Source organism: Humidesulfovibrio idahonensis, assembly GCF_054657715.1.
This window is the reverse complement of the sequence record NZ_BAAHYE010000003.1, coordinates 587118-603120: the sequence shown is the minus strand read 5'-3', so window position 1 is coordinate 603120 and position 16003 is coordinate 587118. Positions and strand designations below refer to the sequence as shown.

At 68.1% G+C, this 16003-nt stretch carries 13 protein-coding genes; 4 read left to right on the top strand and 9 right to left on the bottom strand.

Going from position 1 to position 16003, the window contains the following annotated elements; translation table 11 throughout:
• Positions 1 to 4: 4 nt before the first annotated feature.
• Together ACYQ4W_RS09170 and lpxB are read right to left on the bottom strand one after the other, a co-directional pair.
• The gene (locus ACYQ4W_RS09170) at positions 5 to 313 is read right to left on the bottom strand and encodes a hypothetical protein (protein ID WP_459855569.1); all 309 of its coding nucleotides are present in this window, start codon (positions 311 to 313) and stop codon (positions 5 to 7) included.
• On the bottom strand, positions 313 to 1476 hold the full coding sequence (lpxB, locus tag ACYQ4W_RS09165; protein ID WP_459855567.1) for a lipid-A-disaccharide synthase: 1164 nt from the start codon (positions 1474 to 1476) through the stop codon (positions 313 to 315). The genes ACYQ4W_RS09170 and lpxB overlap by 1 nt, the downstream gene beginning before the upstream one ends.
• A 254-nt stretch (positions 1477 to 1730) precedes the next feature.
• Between lpxB and ACYQ4W_RS09160 the strand changes: the two genes are divergently transcribed.
• Positions 1731 to 2648: a Gfo/Idh/MocA family oxidoreductase gene (locus tag ACYQ4W_RS09160; protein WP_459855565.1), complete on the top strand. Its 918-nt coding sequence runs from the start codon at positions 1731 to 1733 to the stop codon at positions 2646 to 2648.
• 187 nt (positions 2649 to 2835) lie between these two features.
• On the opposite strand, the gene ACYQ4W_RS09155 is transcribed toward ACYQ4W_RS09160, so the two are convergent.
• The 4 genes from ACYQ4W_RS09155 to ACYQ4W_RS09140 form a co-directional block, all read right to left on the bottom strand.
• Positions 2836 to 3438 carry a BON domain-containing protein gene (locus ACYQ4W_RS09155; RefSeq protein ID WP_459855562.1) on the bottom strand — a complete coding sequence of 201 codons (603 nt, stop codon included), beginning with the start codon at positions 3436 to 3438 and terminating at the stop codon, positions 2836 to 2838.
• A gap of 128 nt (positions 3439 to 3566) precedes the next feature.
• Positions 3567 to 5240 (bottom strand): ArnT family glycosyltransferase, encoded by a 1674-nt coding sequence (locus ACYQ4W_RS09150; RefSeq protein WP_459855559.1) that lies wholly within the window; start codon positions 5238 to 5240, stop codon positions 3567 to 3569.
• Complete coding sequence (locus ACYQ4W_RS09145) at positions 5240 to 5920, bottom strand: phosphatase PAP2 family protein (protein ID WP_459855557.1); 681 nt, start codon at positions 5918 to 5920, stop codon at positions 5240 to 5242. Before ACYQ4W_RS09145 ends, ACYQ4W_RS09150 begins: the two co-directional genes overlap by 1 nt.
• Before the next feature lie 142 nt (positions 5921 to 6062).
• Positions 6063 to 7829, bottom strand: coding sequence for a motility associated factor glycosyltransferase family protein (locus ACYQ4W_RS09140; protein WP_459855555.1), 1767 nt, complete (start codon positions 7827 to 7829; stop codon positions 6063 to 6065).
• 91 nt (positions 7830 to 7920) lie between these two features.
• Between ACYQ4W_RS09140 and ACYQ4W_RS09135 the strand changes: the two genes are divergently transcribed.
• From ACYQ4W_RS09135 to ACYQ4W_RS09125, 3 genes are all read left to right on the top strand, one after another.
• On the top strand, positions 7921 to 10293 hold the full coding sequence (locus ACYQ4W_RS09135) for a cysteine synthase (RefSeq protein WP_459855553.1): 2373 nt from the start codon (positions 7921 to 7923) through the stop codon (positions 10291 to 10293).
• Positions 10294 to 10701, top strand: a complete 408-nt coding sequence (locus ACYQ4W_RS09130; protein WP_459855548.1) for a hypothetical protein — start codon at positions 10294 to 10296, stop codon at positions 10699 to 10701.
• Between the two features lie 134 nt (positions 10702 to 10835).
• Positions 10836 to 11678 (top strand): alpha/beta hydrolase, encoded by an 843-nt coding sequence (locus ACYQ4W_RS09125; RefSeq protein WP_459855544.1) that lies wholly within the window; start codon positions 10836 to 10838, stop codon positions 11676 to 11678.
• A gap of 3 nt (positions 11679 to 11681) precedes the next feature.
• Here ACYQ4W_RS09125 and ACYQ4W_RS09120 read toward each other — a convergent pair whose 3' ends face one another.
• The 3 genes from ACYQ4W_RS09120 to ACYQ4W_RS09110 all read right to left on the bottom strand — a co-directional run bounded on the left by ACYQ4W_RS09120 (position 11682) and on the right by ACYQ4W_RS09110 (position 15768).
• Positions 11682 to 13079, bottom strand: a complete 1398-nt coding sequence (locus ACYQ4W_RS09120; RefSeq protein WP_459855542.1) for a sigma-54-dependent transcriptional regulator — start codon at positions 13077 to 13079, stop codon at positions 11682 to 11684.
• Positions 13063 to 15048 (bottom strand): two-component system sensor histidine kinase NtrB, encoded by a 1986-nt coding sequence (locus ACYQ4W_RS09115; protein WP_459855540.1) that lies wholly within the window; start codon positions 15046 to 15048, stop codon positions 13063 to 13065. Before ACYQ4W_RS09115 ends, ACYQ4W_RS09120 begins: the two co-directional genes overlap by 17 nt.
• Positions 15049 to 15285: 237 nt before the next feature.
• Positions 15286 to 15768, bottom strand: a complete 483-nt coding sequence (locus ACYQ4W_RS09110; RefSeq protein WP_459855537.1) for a Spy/CpxP family protein refolding chaperone — start codon at positions 15766 to 15768, stop codon at positions 15286 to 15288.
• Positions 15769 to 16003 lie beyond the last annotated feature (235 nt).

Below are 16003 nucleotides of genomic sequence, written 5' to 3'. Positions count from 1 at the left end.
TCTGCTAGTTCATCCCTTCCATCACGTTGTCCACCAGCACTTCCGTGGCCTTCCATCCGCCCTTTTTGATGACGTAGCGCGTCAGGGCGTAGTCGATCTGGTCGATGTAATCGAGCTTGCCCCAGCCGTCCTCGTCCATGAGCCGCGCCACGTCGTTGAGGAAGGGCTCCACATCGATGTAGCAGCCCTCGAAGTCCACGTTCAGGATGCGGTCCTTGTATACCGCCTGGTCAAAGGGCATGGTCTGGCGGATCTCGGCAAAGGCCTCGGGCGAAAGCCCGTGGACATCGGCATACACGCGCACGGCTTCCATCACGCCTCCTGGTTATTGGCGGGCAAGGCGCGCAAGTCGTTCAGGATGATCCCCGCGGCGCGTCCGGCGGCGCCGGGGCCGCCGACCTTTTGGCGCAGGCCCGCAAGGTCGGCGCGGGCAACGGCCAGGGCGGACTCGTCCGCAAGCCAGGGCAACAGCCGCTCGGCGAAAAGCTCGGCCCGGGCCTTGTCCTGCAGCAGCTCGGGGAAAATCTCGCGGCCCATGATGAGATTGGCCAGGCTGGCGTACTTCACCTGCACCACGGCCTTGCCGATGGCGAAGCTCAAGGCCGAGAGCTTGTAGGCCACAACCGTGGGCGTGCCGATGAGCGCGGCCTCCAGGGTCACCGTGCCGCTGGCGGCCAACAGCGCGCGGCTCTGGCGCATCATGCGGTAGCGGTCCTCCGGGCCGTAGATGGTCACGGGCAGCTGCGGCGGCAGGAACTGGCGCAGAAAGGCCTCGTCCACGCCCGGAGCGCGGGCCAGGGCCAGGCGCAGGTGGGGCAGCCGTTTTTGCAGCAGGGCGGCCGCGCCGGCGAACTCCGTCAGCAGCGTGGCGATTTCCTTGCGACGGCTGCCGGGCAGCAGGCCCAGCAGATTCGGGTCCGGGGTCAGGGCGTCCAGCTCGGCCAGGGGAATCTGGTCCATGAGCGGGTGCCCCACGTAGTCCACGTCCATGCCGCGCGCGGCGTAAAAGTCCTTTTCAAACGGCAGGATGCACAGCACACGCCGCGTGAAGCGGCGCAGAAACTCCACCCGGCCGGAGCGCCAGGCCCACACCTGCGGGCTCACGTAATAATAGACCGGGATGCCGAGCTTTTTGGCGATGCGCGCCACACGGAAGTGGAAGTCCGGACAGTCGATGAGGATGACCGCGCGCGGCCGCGAGGCCTGAAGCGTGCGCTTCACCTCGCCCAGCAGCTTCAAAATGCGCGGCAGGCCGGAGAGCACCTCGGTGAGGCCCACCAGGGAGATGAGGCGCATGGGGAAGCGCACGTCGAGCCCGGCCGCGGCCAGGGCCTCGCCGCCCATGCCCAGCGCGGTCAGACCGGGTTCGCGCGCGCGCAGGGCGTCCAACAGGGAGGCGGCGTGGATGTCGCCGGAGGCCTCGCCCGCGCTGATCCAGAGGGGGCCCGCCAAGGGGGGTGTGTCGTGTGTGCTCATGGCCGGGAAATAGCGTGAATCAAGGCCTGGCGCAAGGCGGCGCGCCGGCGCGCGCCCATTGGCCCTGGGCGTTGTTCCGCGCCCATTGGACTGCGCCTATTGCCCCGTGTCCGTTGTTCCCCGCCTGGGCCGATTTTCACGCGCGGCGCGACCACGTTGCAATGCCCGGCCCGAGCATGTAGGGAAAGGCTGCCCGCGCGGCCCGGATTCTCCAGGCGGCAGGCGGGTCAGAAACCCCAATCTGGGAGATTCTCATGCAGAAAGTCGGCGTTATCGGCCTTGGCTCCATGGGCAAGATACATCTGCGCAATTACTGCGAAATGCCGGACGTCCAGGTGGTCGGCGTCATGGACGTGGCGCAGGCGAACCTCGACGACGCGCGCCAGCGCTTCGGCGTGCCGGGCTTTACGGACTTGGCGGGGCTTTTGGCCCTTGAGCTGGACGCGGTGAGCATCAGCGTGCCCACGGTGCTGCACTTCGAGGTGGCCATGCAGGTCATCGAGCGCGGCGTGGCCCTGCTGGTGGAAAAACCGCTGGCCGCCACGGCGGAGCAGGGGCGCAAGCTTGTGGAGGCGGCGCGGGCCAAGGACGTGCCGCTCATGGTCGGCCACATCGAGCGCTTCAACCCGGCCGTGCAGCGGGTCAAGGAGCTTGCGGGCGACGACCTCATCTCCCTGTCCATCGAGCGCGTGGGGCCGTTCCCCGTGCGCATCCAGGACGTCGGCGTCATCCGCGACCTGGGCTCCCACGACATCGACCTGCTGCGCTACCTGACCGGCTCGAACTTCGCCAGCGTGTCCGGCGTGTTCTCCACCAGCCAGGGCAAGCACGAGGACAGCGCGCTCATCACCGCCAAGATGGAGAACGGCGTGCTGGGGCACATCACCACCAACTGGGTCACGCCGTTCCGCTCGCGCAAGATCCGCGCGGCGTGCAAAAGCCGCTTCATCGAGGCCAACCTCATGACTCAGGAAGTGCGGGAGTACAGCCCCTTTTCCAACGAGGAGAAGACCTACGGCGTGCGCGAGTGGCCCGCCATGCACCGCGAGCAGATGCGCGAGGAGCTGACGCAGTTCCTGGCCGCCGTGCGCGACAAGACCCCGGTGCCCATCACGGGCGAGGACGGGCTTGAGGTGCTCAAGGTCATCGAGAAGGTTCTGGGCGAGGCCTAGGCCGTATCGGAAGGATGCTTGTTCGGGCGGCTCGTCGGGAAACCGGCGGGCCGCTTTTTTGCGGGCATTGATGTTGCCGCGGTGCGCCGTTATGGCGCCGTTGTTTCGCTGGAATTGCGCCGTAATCGCGCGTTGCCGATGCGCGCCCTGCCGCCAGCAGGGAAGACGCGGCCCCGCCCCGGCCGCGCTACTTGGCGGCCATGAGCCGCACGTAGTTGCGCACGGTGGCCGCGCCGGCTATGCGCGCGCTGTCCTGCAACTGCGTCTGCTCGGCCTTGGTGCGCACCAGGCCGATGAGCACGGCGTTGCCCTCCACCACATGCACGCGCACGTCGTTTGTGCGCAGGCCCGCCAGACGCACGATGTTGTCGCGGATCTCGCCGTCGGTGTTGCCCAGCGGCGGGCGCGAGCCGAAGGGGAACAGGCACAGCGTCGTTTCGGTGACGCCCTGGATGCTGCGAACGGCCTTGCGCGCCCTCTCCAGCTCTTGGGGCGAGCCATAGGTGCCCACCACGTAGGCCCGGCCCTGGGTGACCACGGGAACCGCGAAGCGCAGCAGGCCGCCTTGGGCGTCCAGCGCGGCGCGCAGCCGCGCCACGGCCTGGGTGTCGGGGCTGGTGTCCTGCGCCAGGGTGCGGCGCGAGCTCAAGCCCGTGGCCATGTCGTAGCCCGTCTTGCCCGTCTCGGCCACGTTCATCACGTCCATGGCCGCAAGAAACGGCATGGACGCGCAGCCGACCGTCAAAAAAACGAGCAGGCTGATGGACGCAAGCAGGCGGACGATGCGCACTGAAACCTCCGGCGACACCACGTCCGCGTTGTGCGAAGGCACAGGGCGCGGGCGCAAACGGGTTCACGGCCGCGCAAAGGATGGGGAAAGGCGGCCCGTGTTTCAAACCGCCTTTGCAAAGATCGCGCCTAGGGCGCTGGAGGAAGATTGTGCAGGACCGGAATCTCGCCGTCCCTGCGGCTGACGGCCACATAATAGGGCTGTCCGGCCAGCCATTGCTCGTAGATTTTGACCACGCCGGCCGGCCTTGTGGTCCAGGCGTCCCACTTCTTTTTCTTGATGACCAGCACGACGTCGCGCGCGGCCAGCTCCTGGTCCAGCGCGTCGAAGGCGGCGACCTCGCGGATGGGCCCGCCATAGTAATACGAGTAGATGCCGGAGTACACGTCCACGGAGACCGGGGTGTAGCCGTCGGCCGCGCAGGCCTTGAGCACAAGGGCCTGGGGCTTGGGGCTCATGATGGCGTCCAGGGCCGGGGCCATGGTTTGCGCGGCGGCCTGCACCCACAGGGCGGTGCACAGGGCCAGGGCCATGAGCACCACGCGGGCGTCCTTGCCGCGCAGGGCTATGAGCGCCAGCCCGCAGGCGGCGAAGCCCGCGGCCACGGCGTAGGCGCCGGGCAGGGAGCCGTCGGCGGCGATCTGCGCGGGCAGAAAGCGCGCGGCCTGGGAGGTGACCGCGGCCAGGGCCAGGAACAGCAGCCCGGCGGCCAGCCACAGCCTGCGCCAGGGCAGGCGGGAGTCGAGCAGGCCCAGGGCCAGCAAAAGGGCCAGGGGCGCCAGCTGCGGCAGCAGGTACACAACCACCTTGCCGCTCAGGATCGAGAGCAGGGCCAGGCCGCTGATGGCGGAGATCCACAGCCAGGCGCGCGCGTCCGACTCGGGCGCGGCCGTCTTGCGCGCTTTGACGAGCCCGCGCCAGTACGCGCCCTGGAAAAGCCGCCCCAGGGGCAGGGCCAGGGGCGCCAGCATCCAGGGCAGCCAGCAGGGCGGAAAGGCGATGGCGTAGAAGTACCAGGGCTCGGCGTGGTGGAAGGTGTGCGTGGCGCGCAGGAAGATCTGCTCCACGAAGATATGGTACAGGAATCGCGGCCCTTCCATGAAATACGCCGCCACGACCCAGGAGAAGACCACGGCCAGCAGCACGCCCAGGCCGGGCAGCATGGCGGCGCGGAAGAACTCCCGCGCGCGGCCGCGCCAGGCCAGGTAGAGCAGGGTGGTCAGCACGGGGAAGAGCAGTCCCAGCGGCCCCTTGGTCAGCGTGGCCAAGGCCGCCAGGAACAGCGCCAGGGCGGCCATGGATGCGCGTCGTTTTTCGTCGCCGGGGCGGAAGGCCAAGCAGAACGCGGCCTGCGCGGCGGTGATGAGCGCGGTGAAGAGCAGGTCCATGCGCGAGTAATGCAGCAGCCCGGCAAAGAACAGGGTGGTCAAAAGCACCAGCCCGGCCAGGGGCCCGGCGTCGGCGGGCAGGCGCAGGGCCTTGGCCCACAGCATGACGGCGAAGAGCACCAGCAGGCCGCTGACGGCCGTGCCCAGAAAGAACACCGCCGGGTCGTGGACGCCGGTCAGGGCGTCCAGGGCGCGCAGCAGCCAGAAGTACAGGGGCGGTTTGTCCGGGTAGGCCACGCCGTTCAGGTTCAGCACCAGCCAGTGCCCGCGCAGCAGCCCGGCGTAGGCGTCGGCGTAGCGCACTTCATCCGAGAACCACAGGGCCCGGGTGGAGAAGGTGAAGGCCGTCTGCAGGGCGGCGAAGGCGGTGAGCGCGAGCCAGGGCCAGCGGCGGACGAGGTTCCAAAGGGGCATCAGCGCCTTCCTTTCGGGTCGGTGGTGGTGGAGCGGAAGCGGGCCAGCAGGGGCGCCGCCCAGACGGCAAGGCGCGGGGTGAGGCGCTTGGTCACCACGCCGCCCAGGCTGCCCAGCGCCAGGCCGGCCAAAAGGTCCGTGGGGTGGTGCGCGCCCATCATCAGGCGGCTCAGGCCCATGAGCCCAAGCGAGACGCCCAGCAGCAGCGGCAGGGCCAGCGACCGGGAGAACAGCGCCAGCGAGGCGGTCTGCACGGTCATGTCCGTGGTGTGGCCCGAGGGCAGGGAATTGTGCGCGGCGTCGAAGGACAGCGGGACAAGAGGCCCGCCCACGCCGGGCCGGGGCCTGCCGATGCCGATCTTCAGCACGCGTTCGATGGCCAGGGACACGAGCAGCTGCGCCGCCAGATAGGCCAGGGCGCGCGCGGTCAAATCCGCACGGCCGCGCCATATGCCCAGGGCGAACATGCCTGCGAACACGAGATACAGGGCCGGGTTGCCCCAGTCGGTGTAGAAGCGCACCAGGGGCACCAGGCCGGGGTTGGCCGCGCGCCAGGCGCTGAAGTGCGCGGCCACGGCGGCCTCGTCGCCGATGCGGATGAACACGGCCGCCACCACAAGCAGCAGCGGCAGCGAAAGGGCCGTCCAGATGGCCAGGGGCGAGGGCTCTTTATTCGGCATGCGGCCTTATAGGTCGAAACCTCCCCGCGCGCAACAGATGCGGCGGGTTTGAAACGCCCGTGCCGCGCCTTGCGGCGCAAGGCAAAGCGCCCGCCGGGATTGCTCCGGGCGGGCGCCTTCGTGGGTCAGGTTATTCCGAGATTCAGGCCGCGGTCTTGTCCTGGGGGGCCACGCAGCGGTCCACCTCGCGCACCTTGTTGAGGATGCTCTTGCCGATGCGCTTGAACTCCGAGAGGTCGGCCGGGTGGTACGAGCGCCTGGTTTTGGCCAGGCCGGCCAGGTCGATGGTCTCGTTGAACAGGTACGGCAGGTAGAGCGGGTCCTGGCGGACGAAGAACAGCGCCTGCTCGAGCAGGGTGTGGATTTCCTGCTGGCTCTGCCCGCACTGGCGGAAGAGCTTCTGCATGCGCCGCTCCATGCCGCGGATGGAGCTGGTCCAGATGTGGCTGCGGGGCTCGAAACGCAGCTGCTTGCCGTGGGTGCGCGCCTGGTTCAGGATGTTCAGGAAGCGCTCGCGGCTGCCGGGCGCGCAGGAGAGGAAGCCGCCCTCGCGCGCTTCCTCAAGGTTCACGGCGGGCGCGCCGTCGATGACCACGCCGCCGCCGTACAGGTTGCTGATGCGGAAGGGCACCTTCTTGAGGTCGGCCTCAAGGTCGCGCTTGCTGGTCATGTACTGGATGCTCGAAATGATGTCCTCGCCCCAGAGGTTCTTGAGGCGCTGGTGCATGTTCGGGTCGAACTGCACATCGCCGCCGGCGGCGTGGTGGCCGGCCGCATGGGTGCTGCCGCCCTTCCAGGCGAAGTCCTGGCCCACCAGCAGCAGGCTCGAAACGCCCATCCAACGCAGCAAACGCACCAGGGTCAGGCTGACGTTGCCGCCCGCGTCCAGCACGAACTCGCGGTCCTGCAGCACGAAGGTGGCCAGGCCGCCCATGGTCCACATGGGCAGGGTGGGGCCGGGGTAGCGGTTCACCAGCTCCGGGTTGACCTTGGTGGAGTAGATGAGCGGGATGTCCTTGGCCCATTCCATGTCCAGCTTGTCGTACACGGAGAGCATGCTGCCGTCGTAGTCGAGGGCCAGGCAGAAGTGGGGCTTCAGCCCGTGGATCTGCAACGCGGGCAGGGTTTGCAGGGCCGTGGCGTACAGGGCGTAGCCGGGATTCTTGGCCAGCTCCGGGGCGAAGGTGGCCAGCGAGGGGCCGGCGCCCAAAATGACCGCGCCGACGCCGCGTCCGCCGTCCTGCATGCACTGGAGGCTGCCATCGGTCTGGGCGCGGCGGTAGTTCTTCAGCTCGTTGCCCACCATGACGTCCTGGCGGCAGCGCAGGGTGATCATCTCCACGCTGAAATTCTCCAGGCGGTTCTTCACGGTGGTCATCCAGCGGGCGTATTCCGGTCCCAACTGGCGGCTGGGCACGTCCGAGCGCAGGTAAATTTTGCCGTACACGTACTGCAGGTCGAGGTTCTTTATGTACTCCATCAGGTGGTCTTCGTCCGGCGTCACGAAGTGGAGCTTCTTGTTCTCAAAAAACGGGCGGTAGTCGGTTTGGCCGAGGCAGGCCAAGAGCAGCGCGGGGTTGGGTTCAACCACAAGAATCTTGTGGGAGTCCGGTGTGTTGACGAGGGTGTGGTTCAGACCGTAGCCCACGTTGCAGCCCACGATGATGCTGGCCGAGAGCTCGACCTTTTCCATGTCGGTCCATTCGCGGTACAACATGCCCGGCGGCAAGGACTCGAAAAGCCCCTGGCCCGACTCCATGCGCCAGTCAATGATTCCCCATCTGTTGACAAACACGCTCGTTTTCATGGACTGTTCGTCGAAGGTGCTGGTGGAGAGCCACCGATAGAGCTTCGGGTTGGCCTTTTCCAGTGCGGTGATGTTGTCTTTCAGGAAAGGATACATGGTCATATTGCCGACCTCGCTGGTTTGGGGTCGGCTTTGCAAATCACGGGCCAGGGTCTGCCGCAAAACGGGCGGACCCGCCGGACAGGGGCAGCAGATGGAGCGCACGGATATTTTGAGGCTGGTCGGCAACACTCCCCTGGTGGAGATTCGCCGCCTGAACCCCCACCCGAACGTCAAAATCATGGCGAAGGTGGAGAGCATGAACCCCGGCGGGTCCATCAAGGACCGCGTGGCCGTGGCCATGATAGCCGCCGCGGAAAAAAGCGGCGAGCTGACGCCGGACAAGACCATCATCGAGGCCACCAGCGGCAACACGGGCATCGGCCTGGCCATGGTGGCGGCCATCAAGGGCTACAAGATGACCCTCATCATGCCCGACTCCGCGAGCGAGGAACGGCGGCGCATCATGCGCGCCTACGGGGCCGAGATACGCCTCACCCCCGGCCGCCTCGGCACCGACGGTGCCATCGAGCTGGCCTACCGCCTGGCCCGCACCGAGCCGGACAAGTACGTGCTCATGGACCAGTTCAACAATCCCGCCAGCATAGCCGCCCACTACGACGGCACCGGCCTGGAGATTTGGAACCAGACCGGCGGCGCGGTGACGCACGTGGTGGCCACCCTGGGCACCTCGGGCACGGCCATGGGCTTGGCCAAGCGCCTGCACGAGTATCCGGGCGTCAGGGTCGTGGCCGTGGAGCCCTTTGCCGGGCACAAAATCCAGGGCCTCAAGAACATGCACGAGTCCTATCCGCCGGGCATATACAACAAGAAGACCCTGGACCAGATTTTGCGCGTGGAGGACGAGGAGGCTTTCGAGGCCTGCCGTCAGCTGGCCCGGTCCGAGGGGCTCTTCGTCGGCATGAGCTCCGGCGCGGCCCTGGCCGGCGCGCTCAAGCTCGCCGCGGTCATCGAGGCCGAGGGCAAGAGCGGCTACATCGTGGTCATCTTCCCCGATGGCGGCGAGCGCTACCTCTCCACCGCGCTTTTTGCGCCCAAGGCCCAGGACGGCCTGAAGCTCCTGAACCTGGCCACCGGGGCCAAGGCCCACCTGGACGCCACGGCGCCGCTCAACATCTACACCATCGGGCCCAGCCTGGACGAGCCCGACGACCCGGACGCCTGGCGCCGGCTGGTGCTCGCCGACGTTTTGGCGCGGCACCTGAGCGCGCGCGGCTCCAAGGTGCGCCTGGCCGTGGGCCTTACCGACCTGGACGACCGCACCCTGGCCGCAGCCCGCGCGGCCGGGCTTTCCCGCGCGGACTACGCCGCAAGCATCCTGGAGCGCATCCGGGCCCGCGCCAAGGCCATGGGCCTGCTGCCGGAGACCATCTTCGAGCCCGCCTCGGCCTCGGTGCCGCAGGCCCTGGAGATCTGCAAAAAGCTCATGGGCAAGGGCCTGGCCTACGAGAAGCTCCGCAGCGTGTACTTCGACGTGCGCCGCGACAAGCGCTACGGAGCCATGAAGCTCATGGACATGGACGGCCTCTCCGTGGGCAAGACCGTGGATTTGGGCGACTACGTGAAGGACAACCCCCTGGACTTCACCCTGCTCAAGCGCGCCACCCTGCAGGATTTGAAGCTGGGCGACATCGTGGAGACCGAGTGGGGCAACGTGCGGCCCAGCTGGTTCGTGCAGGTGGCCGTGGCCGGGCTTTCCGCCCTGGGCCGCGTGGACGTGCTCGTGGCCGGAGAGGACCATCAGTTCCCCCACCTGGAGAATCTGCGCGCCATTTGGAGCGCAGCGGGCGTGGAGCCCAAGGCCTGGCTGGCCGACCGCAAGATCGCCCGTGGCGACGAGCCGGAACAGGCCGGTCCCCTCGACCTGCCCGCCCTGCTCGACATGGCCGGGGGCGCGGCGGCGCTGCGTTTGTGGCTGTTGTCCGTCTCGTACCGCAAGTCTTTGGCCGCCACCACCCAGAGCCTGTCCATGTGGTCGCGCAACTGGCACAAGGTGCAGGAGGCGGCCTGCGGCCTGCGTCTGGCCCTGGACGGCGTCACCTCCGGGGCCAAGCCCGCGGGCGAATTGCCGGACGACGTGGAGCAGGCCGTGTTCGACCTCAAGGCCGGGCTTACCGCCGCCGTGGAGGACGACCTGTCCCTGCACCGCTACTGGTCCAAGCTGTTCACTTTCGTGAAGCGCGTCAACGCCTGGCTGACCACGGGCAAGATGAGCGAAGCCGCCGCCGCCGCCTGCCTGAAGCAGCTTGAGGCCGCGGACGCCGTGCTGGGCATTCTCGACGTGAGCCAGATGCCCGTTGCCCGCGCCAGCCTGCCCGCAAACGTGCAGGCCCTGGTGGGCCGGCGCGAGGACGCCCGCAAGGCCAAGGACTTCGCCGCCTCCGACGCGCTGCGCGACACCCTGGGCGAGGCGGGCTACCGCGTGGAGGACACCCCGCAAGGGCCGCGCGTGTATGTGAAGGGCAACGCAGCGGCAACCGCCGCCGCCACAGAAGGCAAGGCTTAGATGAACCACGCCGCGCTGCTGTGGGCCCTGGCCTTTTGCGCCTGGATAGGTTTCGCGGGCATCGCCATCCTGTGCGGGGCCCTGCGGGTGAAGCTGCTCGAACCGCGCCTGGGCGAGCCCGTGGCCCATGTGGTGGGCACAATCATCGCCTGCCTGGGCATCATGGCGGCCATTCAGCTCTTCGTGGCCGCCTCCGGGCTCAAGGACACCTGGCCGCTCATGCGCATCGGGGCCTTTTGGACCGCGCTCACCATCTGCTTCGAGTTCGCCTTTGGGCGCTTGGTGCTCAAAAAAAGCTATGAGGAGCTGTTCGCGGACTATAACTTCTTCAAGGGACGCGTGTGGCTGCTGGTGCTTGTCACCACCTTCTACGGCCCGGTCATCGCCGGAATGCTGCGCGCGGGGTGAACGCGCGGGATTGGCGCGCGGAACGTTCGCTGCAAGGCGACGCCAATGCTGACGCCTACCGGCGGCCGCGCCAGGAATGACTTCGGAAAACGCACAGCACCTCGACAGGAGAGCACCTCTACAGGAGCAGCGCCATGCTTCGACGTCGCCTCGCCATTCTTGCCGCTTCCGTCTGTCTCTGCCTTGCCGCGCCGCTCCGGGCGCAGGGGGCTGACCTGCCCGAAACCTACCTCGCCTTGCCCACGCGGCCGGGCGTGGTGCTGCCCATTGCCGTGGTGGTGCCGGAACATCCGCGCGCCGTGGTGATTCTGTTGGCCGGGGGCAAGGGCAAGCTTGGCCTTGCGGAGCAGGACGGCAGCGTTGTGGTGAAAATCGGCGGGAACTTCTTGGTGCGCTCGCGCCAGCTCTTTGCCGCCCAGGGGCTGGCCGTGCTGGTGCTCGACACGCCCTCGGACCAGCCGGAGGGCCTGAGCGCGGCGTTCCGCTTTTCCGCGTCGCATGTGGAGGATCTTCGTCAGGCCGCGGCGTACGCGCGGAGCCATTGGGGGCTCAAGCCCTGGCTCGTGGGCACCAGCATGGGGACGTTGTCCGCGGCCTGGGGCGCTGCGAACCTGCCGCCGGATGAGCTTGGCGGGGTGGTTCTGACCTCGACCATCGCCAAGGCGGCCAAGCGCTGGGACCTGTCCGCAAACCGGCAGCGCGGCGCACTGGACGCCCAGCTTGGGACCATCCGCGTACCCGCGCTGGTGGTGCGCCACAAGGACGACGGCTGCGCCTTCAGCGCGCCGGAGGCCGCGCCCCGGCTGCTCGACGGCCTAACCGCCGCGCCGCGCAAGGCGCTGCTGACGTTCGAGGGGGGCGCGCCCGCGCAGTCGGACGCCTGCGAGGCCAAAAGCCCGCATGGCTATTTCGGAATAGAGCCGGAGGCTGTGGCGGGCATTGCGGCGTTCATTCTTGAGGCCGCGCCCGCTCGCTGACGCCTATCTGCGCGTCAAACCATACTTCTTGAGCTTGTATTGCAGCGTGCGGCGGCTGATGCCAAGGGCGTCGGCGGTTTTTTCGCGGTGCCCGCCGGAGGCGTCCAGGGCCAGGCGCAGGGCCTCGCGCTCGGCGTCCTCCATGGCGCCCGGCAGCCCGGCGGACAAGTCCACGGCCTGGGCGGTCTCGCCCTCGGGCAGCGCGCCGCCGGAAATCAGCCCGGCGATCTGCGGGGGCAGAAGCTCCGGCCCCAGGGTGTCGCTGCGGGCCAGGATGAGCGCGCGCTCCAGCACGTTTTCCAGCTCGCGCACATTGCCCGGCCAGTTGTAGCGCGAGAGCCCCTCGGCAAAGGCCGGGGCGATGGAGCGGATCTCCTTGTGATTCTTGGCGCCCAGCTTGCGCAGCAGGTGCCCGGCCAAGAGCGGCAAATCGCCGATGCGGTCGCGCAGGGGCGGAATCTGAATCTCCAGCACGGCCAGACGGTAGAACAAATCCTCGCGGAAGCGCCCCGCTGCCACGTCCGTGCGCAGGTCGCGGTTGGTGGCGGCCAGGATGCGCACGTCGGTCTCCACGGCCTTCACCGAGCCCAGGGGCTCGACGATCTTCTCCTGCAGGGCGCGCAGCAGCTTGGCCTGCAATGAGGCGGGCATGTCGCCGATCTCGTCCAAAAAGAGCGTGCCGCCGCTGGCCAGCTGGAAGCGCCCTGGCTTGTCCTTCACCGCGCCGGTGAAGGCGCCCTTCACGTAGCCGAAAAGTTCGCTCTCCAAGAGGTCCGCTGGCAGCGCCGCGCAGTTCACCTTGATGAGCGGCTTGCGGGCGCGGGCGCTGGCGCGGTGCAGTCCATCGGCCACCAGCTCCTTGCCGGTGCCGCTTTCGCCCAGGATCAGCACCGTGGCCTCGCTCGGCCCGGCCTGTTCTATGAGCTCGCGCACGCGCAGGATGCCGGGGCTCGCGCCCACCATGACTTCGCTCAGGCCGCCGTTGAGCTCGGAGCGCAGGCGCGCGTTTTCTTCCAAAAGCCGCCGGTACTCGTAGCTTTTCTCCAGCACAGCGGTCAGTTCGTCGTTGTCCGCCGGCTTGGTGAGGTAGTCGAAGGCGCCCTGCTTCATGGCCTCCACGGCGGAGCCCACGCTGCCGAAGGCGGTGAGCAGCACCACGGGCAAGAGCGGCATGCGGGCGTGCAGCTCGCGCATCAGGGTCAGGCCGTCCATGCCGGGCATCTTCATGTCCACAAGGGCCACGTGGGGCTGGGCCTTGTCGAGTATGGCCAGGGCGGCCTCGCCGCTGGGGGCGTCGGCCACGCGCCAGCCCGCGTCCTCCAACACGGCGCGCACAAGCATGCGGTGGCCGGGTTCGTCGTCCACCACCAGCGCGGAGCGTTGATCAGTCTGCTGCGCCATTATCGTTGCCTCCGCCGCTTTCGCGGCCATCGGAATCGGGGAAGAACAGGCGCACGGAAGCGCCGGAGCCGGGGCAGGAGTCGATGACCGCGCGGCCCCGGTGCCCGCGCATGATGCCTTGGACAATAGCCAGCCCCAGGCCCGTGCCCTGGCGCTTGTCGGTGAAGAACGGCTCGAAGGCCTTGGCGCGCACGGTTTCGTCCATGCCGCAGCCGTTGTCGGACACGCTGATCCAGACGCCGCCGGGCGCGTCGCCGTTGCCTTCTGCGCGGGTGGCGGCGATGGTCAGCTGGCCGCCTGTTTCGGGCAGGGCGTCCAGGGCGTTGACCAGCAGGTTCAAGAGCGCCTGCCGCAGCGCGTCCTCGTCGGCGAACACAGTCTCGGACGCCAGATCCACCGCCGGGGTTACGCCCTTGTGCTCCAAATCGAAGCGCAGCAGGCCCCGCAGGCTCTCGATGAGGCGCGGCAGGTCCACCTCGGTGGGGGCGAGGTCGCGCGGGCGGGCCAGAAAGAGCAGGTCCGTGACCACGCGGTTCAGGCGGTCGGCCTCCTGAACCATGGTGCTGGCATACGATGCCAGCGGCTCCTGGCCCTTCAGCTTGGTGGCGAAGAGCTGGGCGAAGCCGCGCAGGGACGAGAGCGGATTTCGTATCTCGTGCGCCACGCCGGCCGCCAGGGAGCCGATGGCCGCCAGGCGCTTGGCTTCGGCCAGGTCTTCCTCAAGGTTCTTGAGCCGGGTGCGGTCGCGCAGCAGCACCAGGCGCTCGCCGCCGGCGCCCTCGGAGGACGCGTCGGCCTGCAGGGGCAGGCAGAGGATCTCCAGCACCCGCCCGGCGTGCTCGAACTGCCGCCACTGGTAGGGCTTGCTCTGCTCCGCGTTGGTGGAAAGTTCGGCAAAGGGGAACTCGGACCAGTTGCGGCCCAAAAGATCGCCCACGCCTTGCTTGGCCGCTTCGGGCGCTGTGGGTGCGTCTTCGGTCATGAGCAGCCGCGCGGCCGAGCCGTTGGCCGAGAGGATGGACCCGTCCGCGGCCAGGGTCACCAGGCCGTCGGGCATGTTGTCCAGAAGTTTGGATTGGAAGCGCTCCAGCCTGCCGGCCTTGAGGGCCTGCTCGCGGCGGCGCAGATAGGCGAAGGCCAGCACCCACAGCAGGCTGGCCGCGCCGAACACATAGCCCGCCTGGAGCATGGCCGCGCGGCGGTACGCCTGGAACGAGTCCAGGTGGCGCTGGGGGTTCAGGCCCGTCATGAGGAACATGGAGGGCAGCTCGGGCGAGCGGCGCATGGCGTGGCCATCGCGCGCGGGCAGGCCGTCCTGGTCCATGTCCGCGTCCGGGGGGCCCATGTCGGGCATTCCGGCCAGGGGGCCGCGGATTCCCTCGCTCCGTCTTTCCGCGTTGCGCAGGCCTTCGCCACGGGGACCGTCGTCGCGCGGGCCGAAGACATGCTCCGGCGGCAGGGGCAGGCCCAGGCGCACGCCCTCGCTCAGCACCGAGAGGCTGGGCCGGGCGCGCACGGCGGAGAAGATGGCGCGCTTGTCCTTGTACACCAGCGGCCCGGACCAATGTCCCTGCACCTCGAGGGAGGCGATGATGACCTCGGGCAGGACGAGCTGCTCCTTCTCGTCGCTCTCGGAGGAGGAGACCACGAGGCGGCCGTCCTCGTCGAAGATGCCCACGAAGACCACTTCGCCGGAGGCCGTCATTTCCTTGAAGAGCTCGCGGATGCTGGGGAAGAATCTGCTGGCCGCGTCGGGCGAGCGCCGCAGGCTGTGCATGACGCGCATGAGGTTGGCCTCGACCCCGTGCACCACGGCGGCCCCGGCCAGCTCCATGTGCTGGTCCACAAGGTCGCGCTGGCGGCGGATATTTTGCCACGTGAGGAACATGCTGCCCAGGCCAAGGACGAGCAGGGCGGCCACCGCCGCCAGGACCGGTCCCTTGTCCTGTTTGAAGGTGCGCAGTTCCATCCGTGTATCCTCAATTTCCGCCAGAGGGGTGAGCATTGCCAGTGCTAGGCTGGTTCCGGGCCGGGTGTCAACACTGCCGCCCGGAAGCATCGGGGCGGTCCGGCCTGTCGTGTGACTGGTCCGGGCCGCCCCGCGTTCGTCTTCATCGCGTATTTGGCTTCATCACATGTCCGGCTTCAACGCGAATCCGGCTTCAATGCGTGTCCGGGTGCGGATGGGCCGCACCGCCAGGGAGGTCTAGTTGCAGTTGCCGCCGATGCAGGAGCCCGCGCCGCGGCCGAAGCCGCTGCCTTGGCCGCCGCCGGGGCAGCCGGTGCCGTCGCCGTAGCCCATCATGCCGTGGTGGAAGCCGCCGGGGCCGAAGGCCTTGATGCCGGTCTCCTTCTCGATTTCGTTCTTCAGGGCCAGGCGCTCCTTGTGCATGTCGGCGCGCAGCTTGGAGATGTCGGCCACGAGGCCCTGGATGTCGCTCTTTTCGGCCTTGCCGGAGTTGGAGAGCGCCTGCAGCTCGGCCTGCTTGGCCCAGATCTTCTCGCGCAGGTCGTAGAGCTTCTCCTGGTGCGCATCCAGAATCTTCTGCACGGCCGCGCGCTTTTCCGGAGTCAGGCCGTTGTAGGCGCCGCCGACGTTGCCCTTGCCGCCTCTGGGCCCGGCAAAGGCGAAGGCGGACAGGGAAACCAGCGCCACCACGGTGAAAAGGGTGATCAGTGTCTTTTTCATGTTCAGGTCCTCCAAATACAGGGTGTCTGTCTCGCCATGTGCGGGCGCAGGGGGATGCGCGCCGCGTTGATTGAAACACCCTGAAGCATGCATTGTGCCAAACGTGAAACGCAAATATTCCGGAATGATAAAATGTCGTGCCGTGCAGCGTTGTGCATGCCGCTGCACAACGCTTGCACAAAATGCGGGGTGCGCGGTCTGCACAAGCGCCAACCGGCCGCACCGTGGCGGCGCA

What these genes read in the sequence shown, in the direction of transcription:
- ACYQ4W_RS09145 (WP_459855557.1), bottom strand. Translation starts at nt 5,920, where the DNA reads ATGCCGAATAAAGAGCCCTCGCCCCTGGCCATCTGGACGGCCCTTTCG.
- lpxB (WP_459855567.1), bottom strand. Translation starts at nt 1,476, where the DNA reads ATGAGCACACACGACACACCCCCCTTGGCGGGCCCCCTCTGGATCAGC.
- ACYQ4W_RS09130 (WP_459855548.1), top strand. Translation starts at nt 10,294, where the DNA reads ATGAACCACGCCGCGCTGCTGTGGGCCCTGGCCTTTTGCGCCTGGATA.
- ACYQ4W_RS09140 (WP_459855555.1), bottom strand. Translation starts at nt 7,829, where the DNA reads ATGACCATGTATCCTTTCCTGAAAGACAACATCACCGCACTGGAAAAG.
- ACYQ4W_RS09125 (WP_459855544.1), top strand. Translation starts at nt 10,836, where the DNA reads ATGCTTCGACGTCGCCTCGCCATTCTTGCCGCTTCCGTCTGTCTCTGC.
- ACYQ4W_RS09120 (WP_459855542.1), bottom strand. Translation starts at nt 13,079, where the DNA reads ATGGCGCAGCAGACTGATCAACGCTCCGCGCTGGTGGTGGACGACGAA.
- ACYQ4W_RS09115 (WP_459855540.1), bottom strand. Translation starts at nt 15,048, where the DNA reads ATGGAACTGCGCACCTTCAAACAGGACAAGGGACCGGTCCTGGCGGCG.
- ACYQ4W_RS09150 (WP_459855559.1), bottom strand. Translation starts at nt 5,240, where the DNA reads ATGCCCCTTTGGAACCTCGTCCGCCGCTGGCCCTGGCTCGCGCTCACC.
- ACYQ4W_RS09135 (WP_459855553.1), top strand. Translation starts at nt 7,921, where the DNA reads ATGGAGCGCACGGATATTTTGAGGCTGGTCGGCAACACTCCCCTGGTG.
- ACYQ4W_RS09160 (WP_459855565.1), top strand. Translation starts at nt 1,731, where the DNA reads ATGCAGAAAGTCGGCGTTATCGGCCTTGGCTCCATGGGCAAGATACAT.
- ACYQ4W_RS09170 (WP_459855569.1), bottom strand. Translation starts at nt 313, where the DNA reads ATGGAAGCCGTGCGCGTGTATGCCGATGTCCACGGGCTTTCGCCCGAG.
- ACYQ4W_RS09110 (WP_459855537.1), bottom strand. Translation starts at nt 15,768, where the DNA reads ATGAAAAAGACACTGATCACCCTTTTCACCGTGGTGGCGCTGGTTTCC.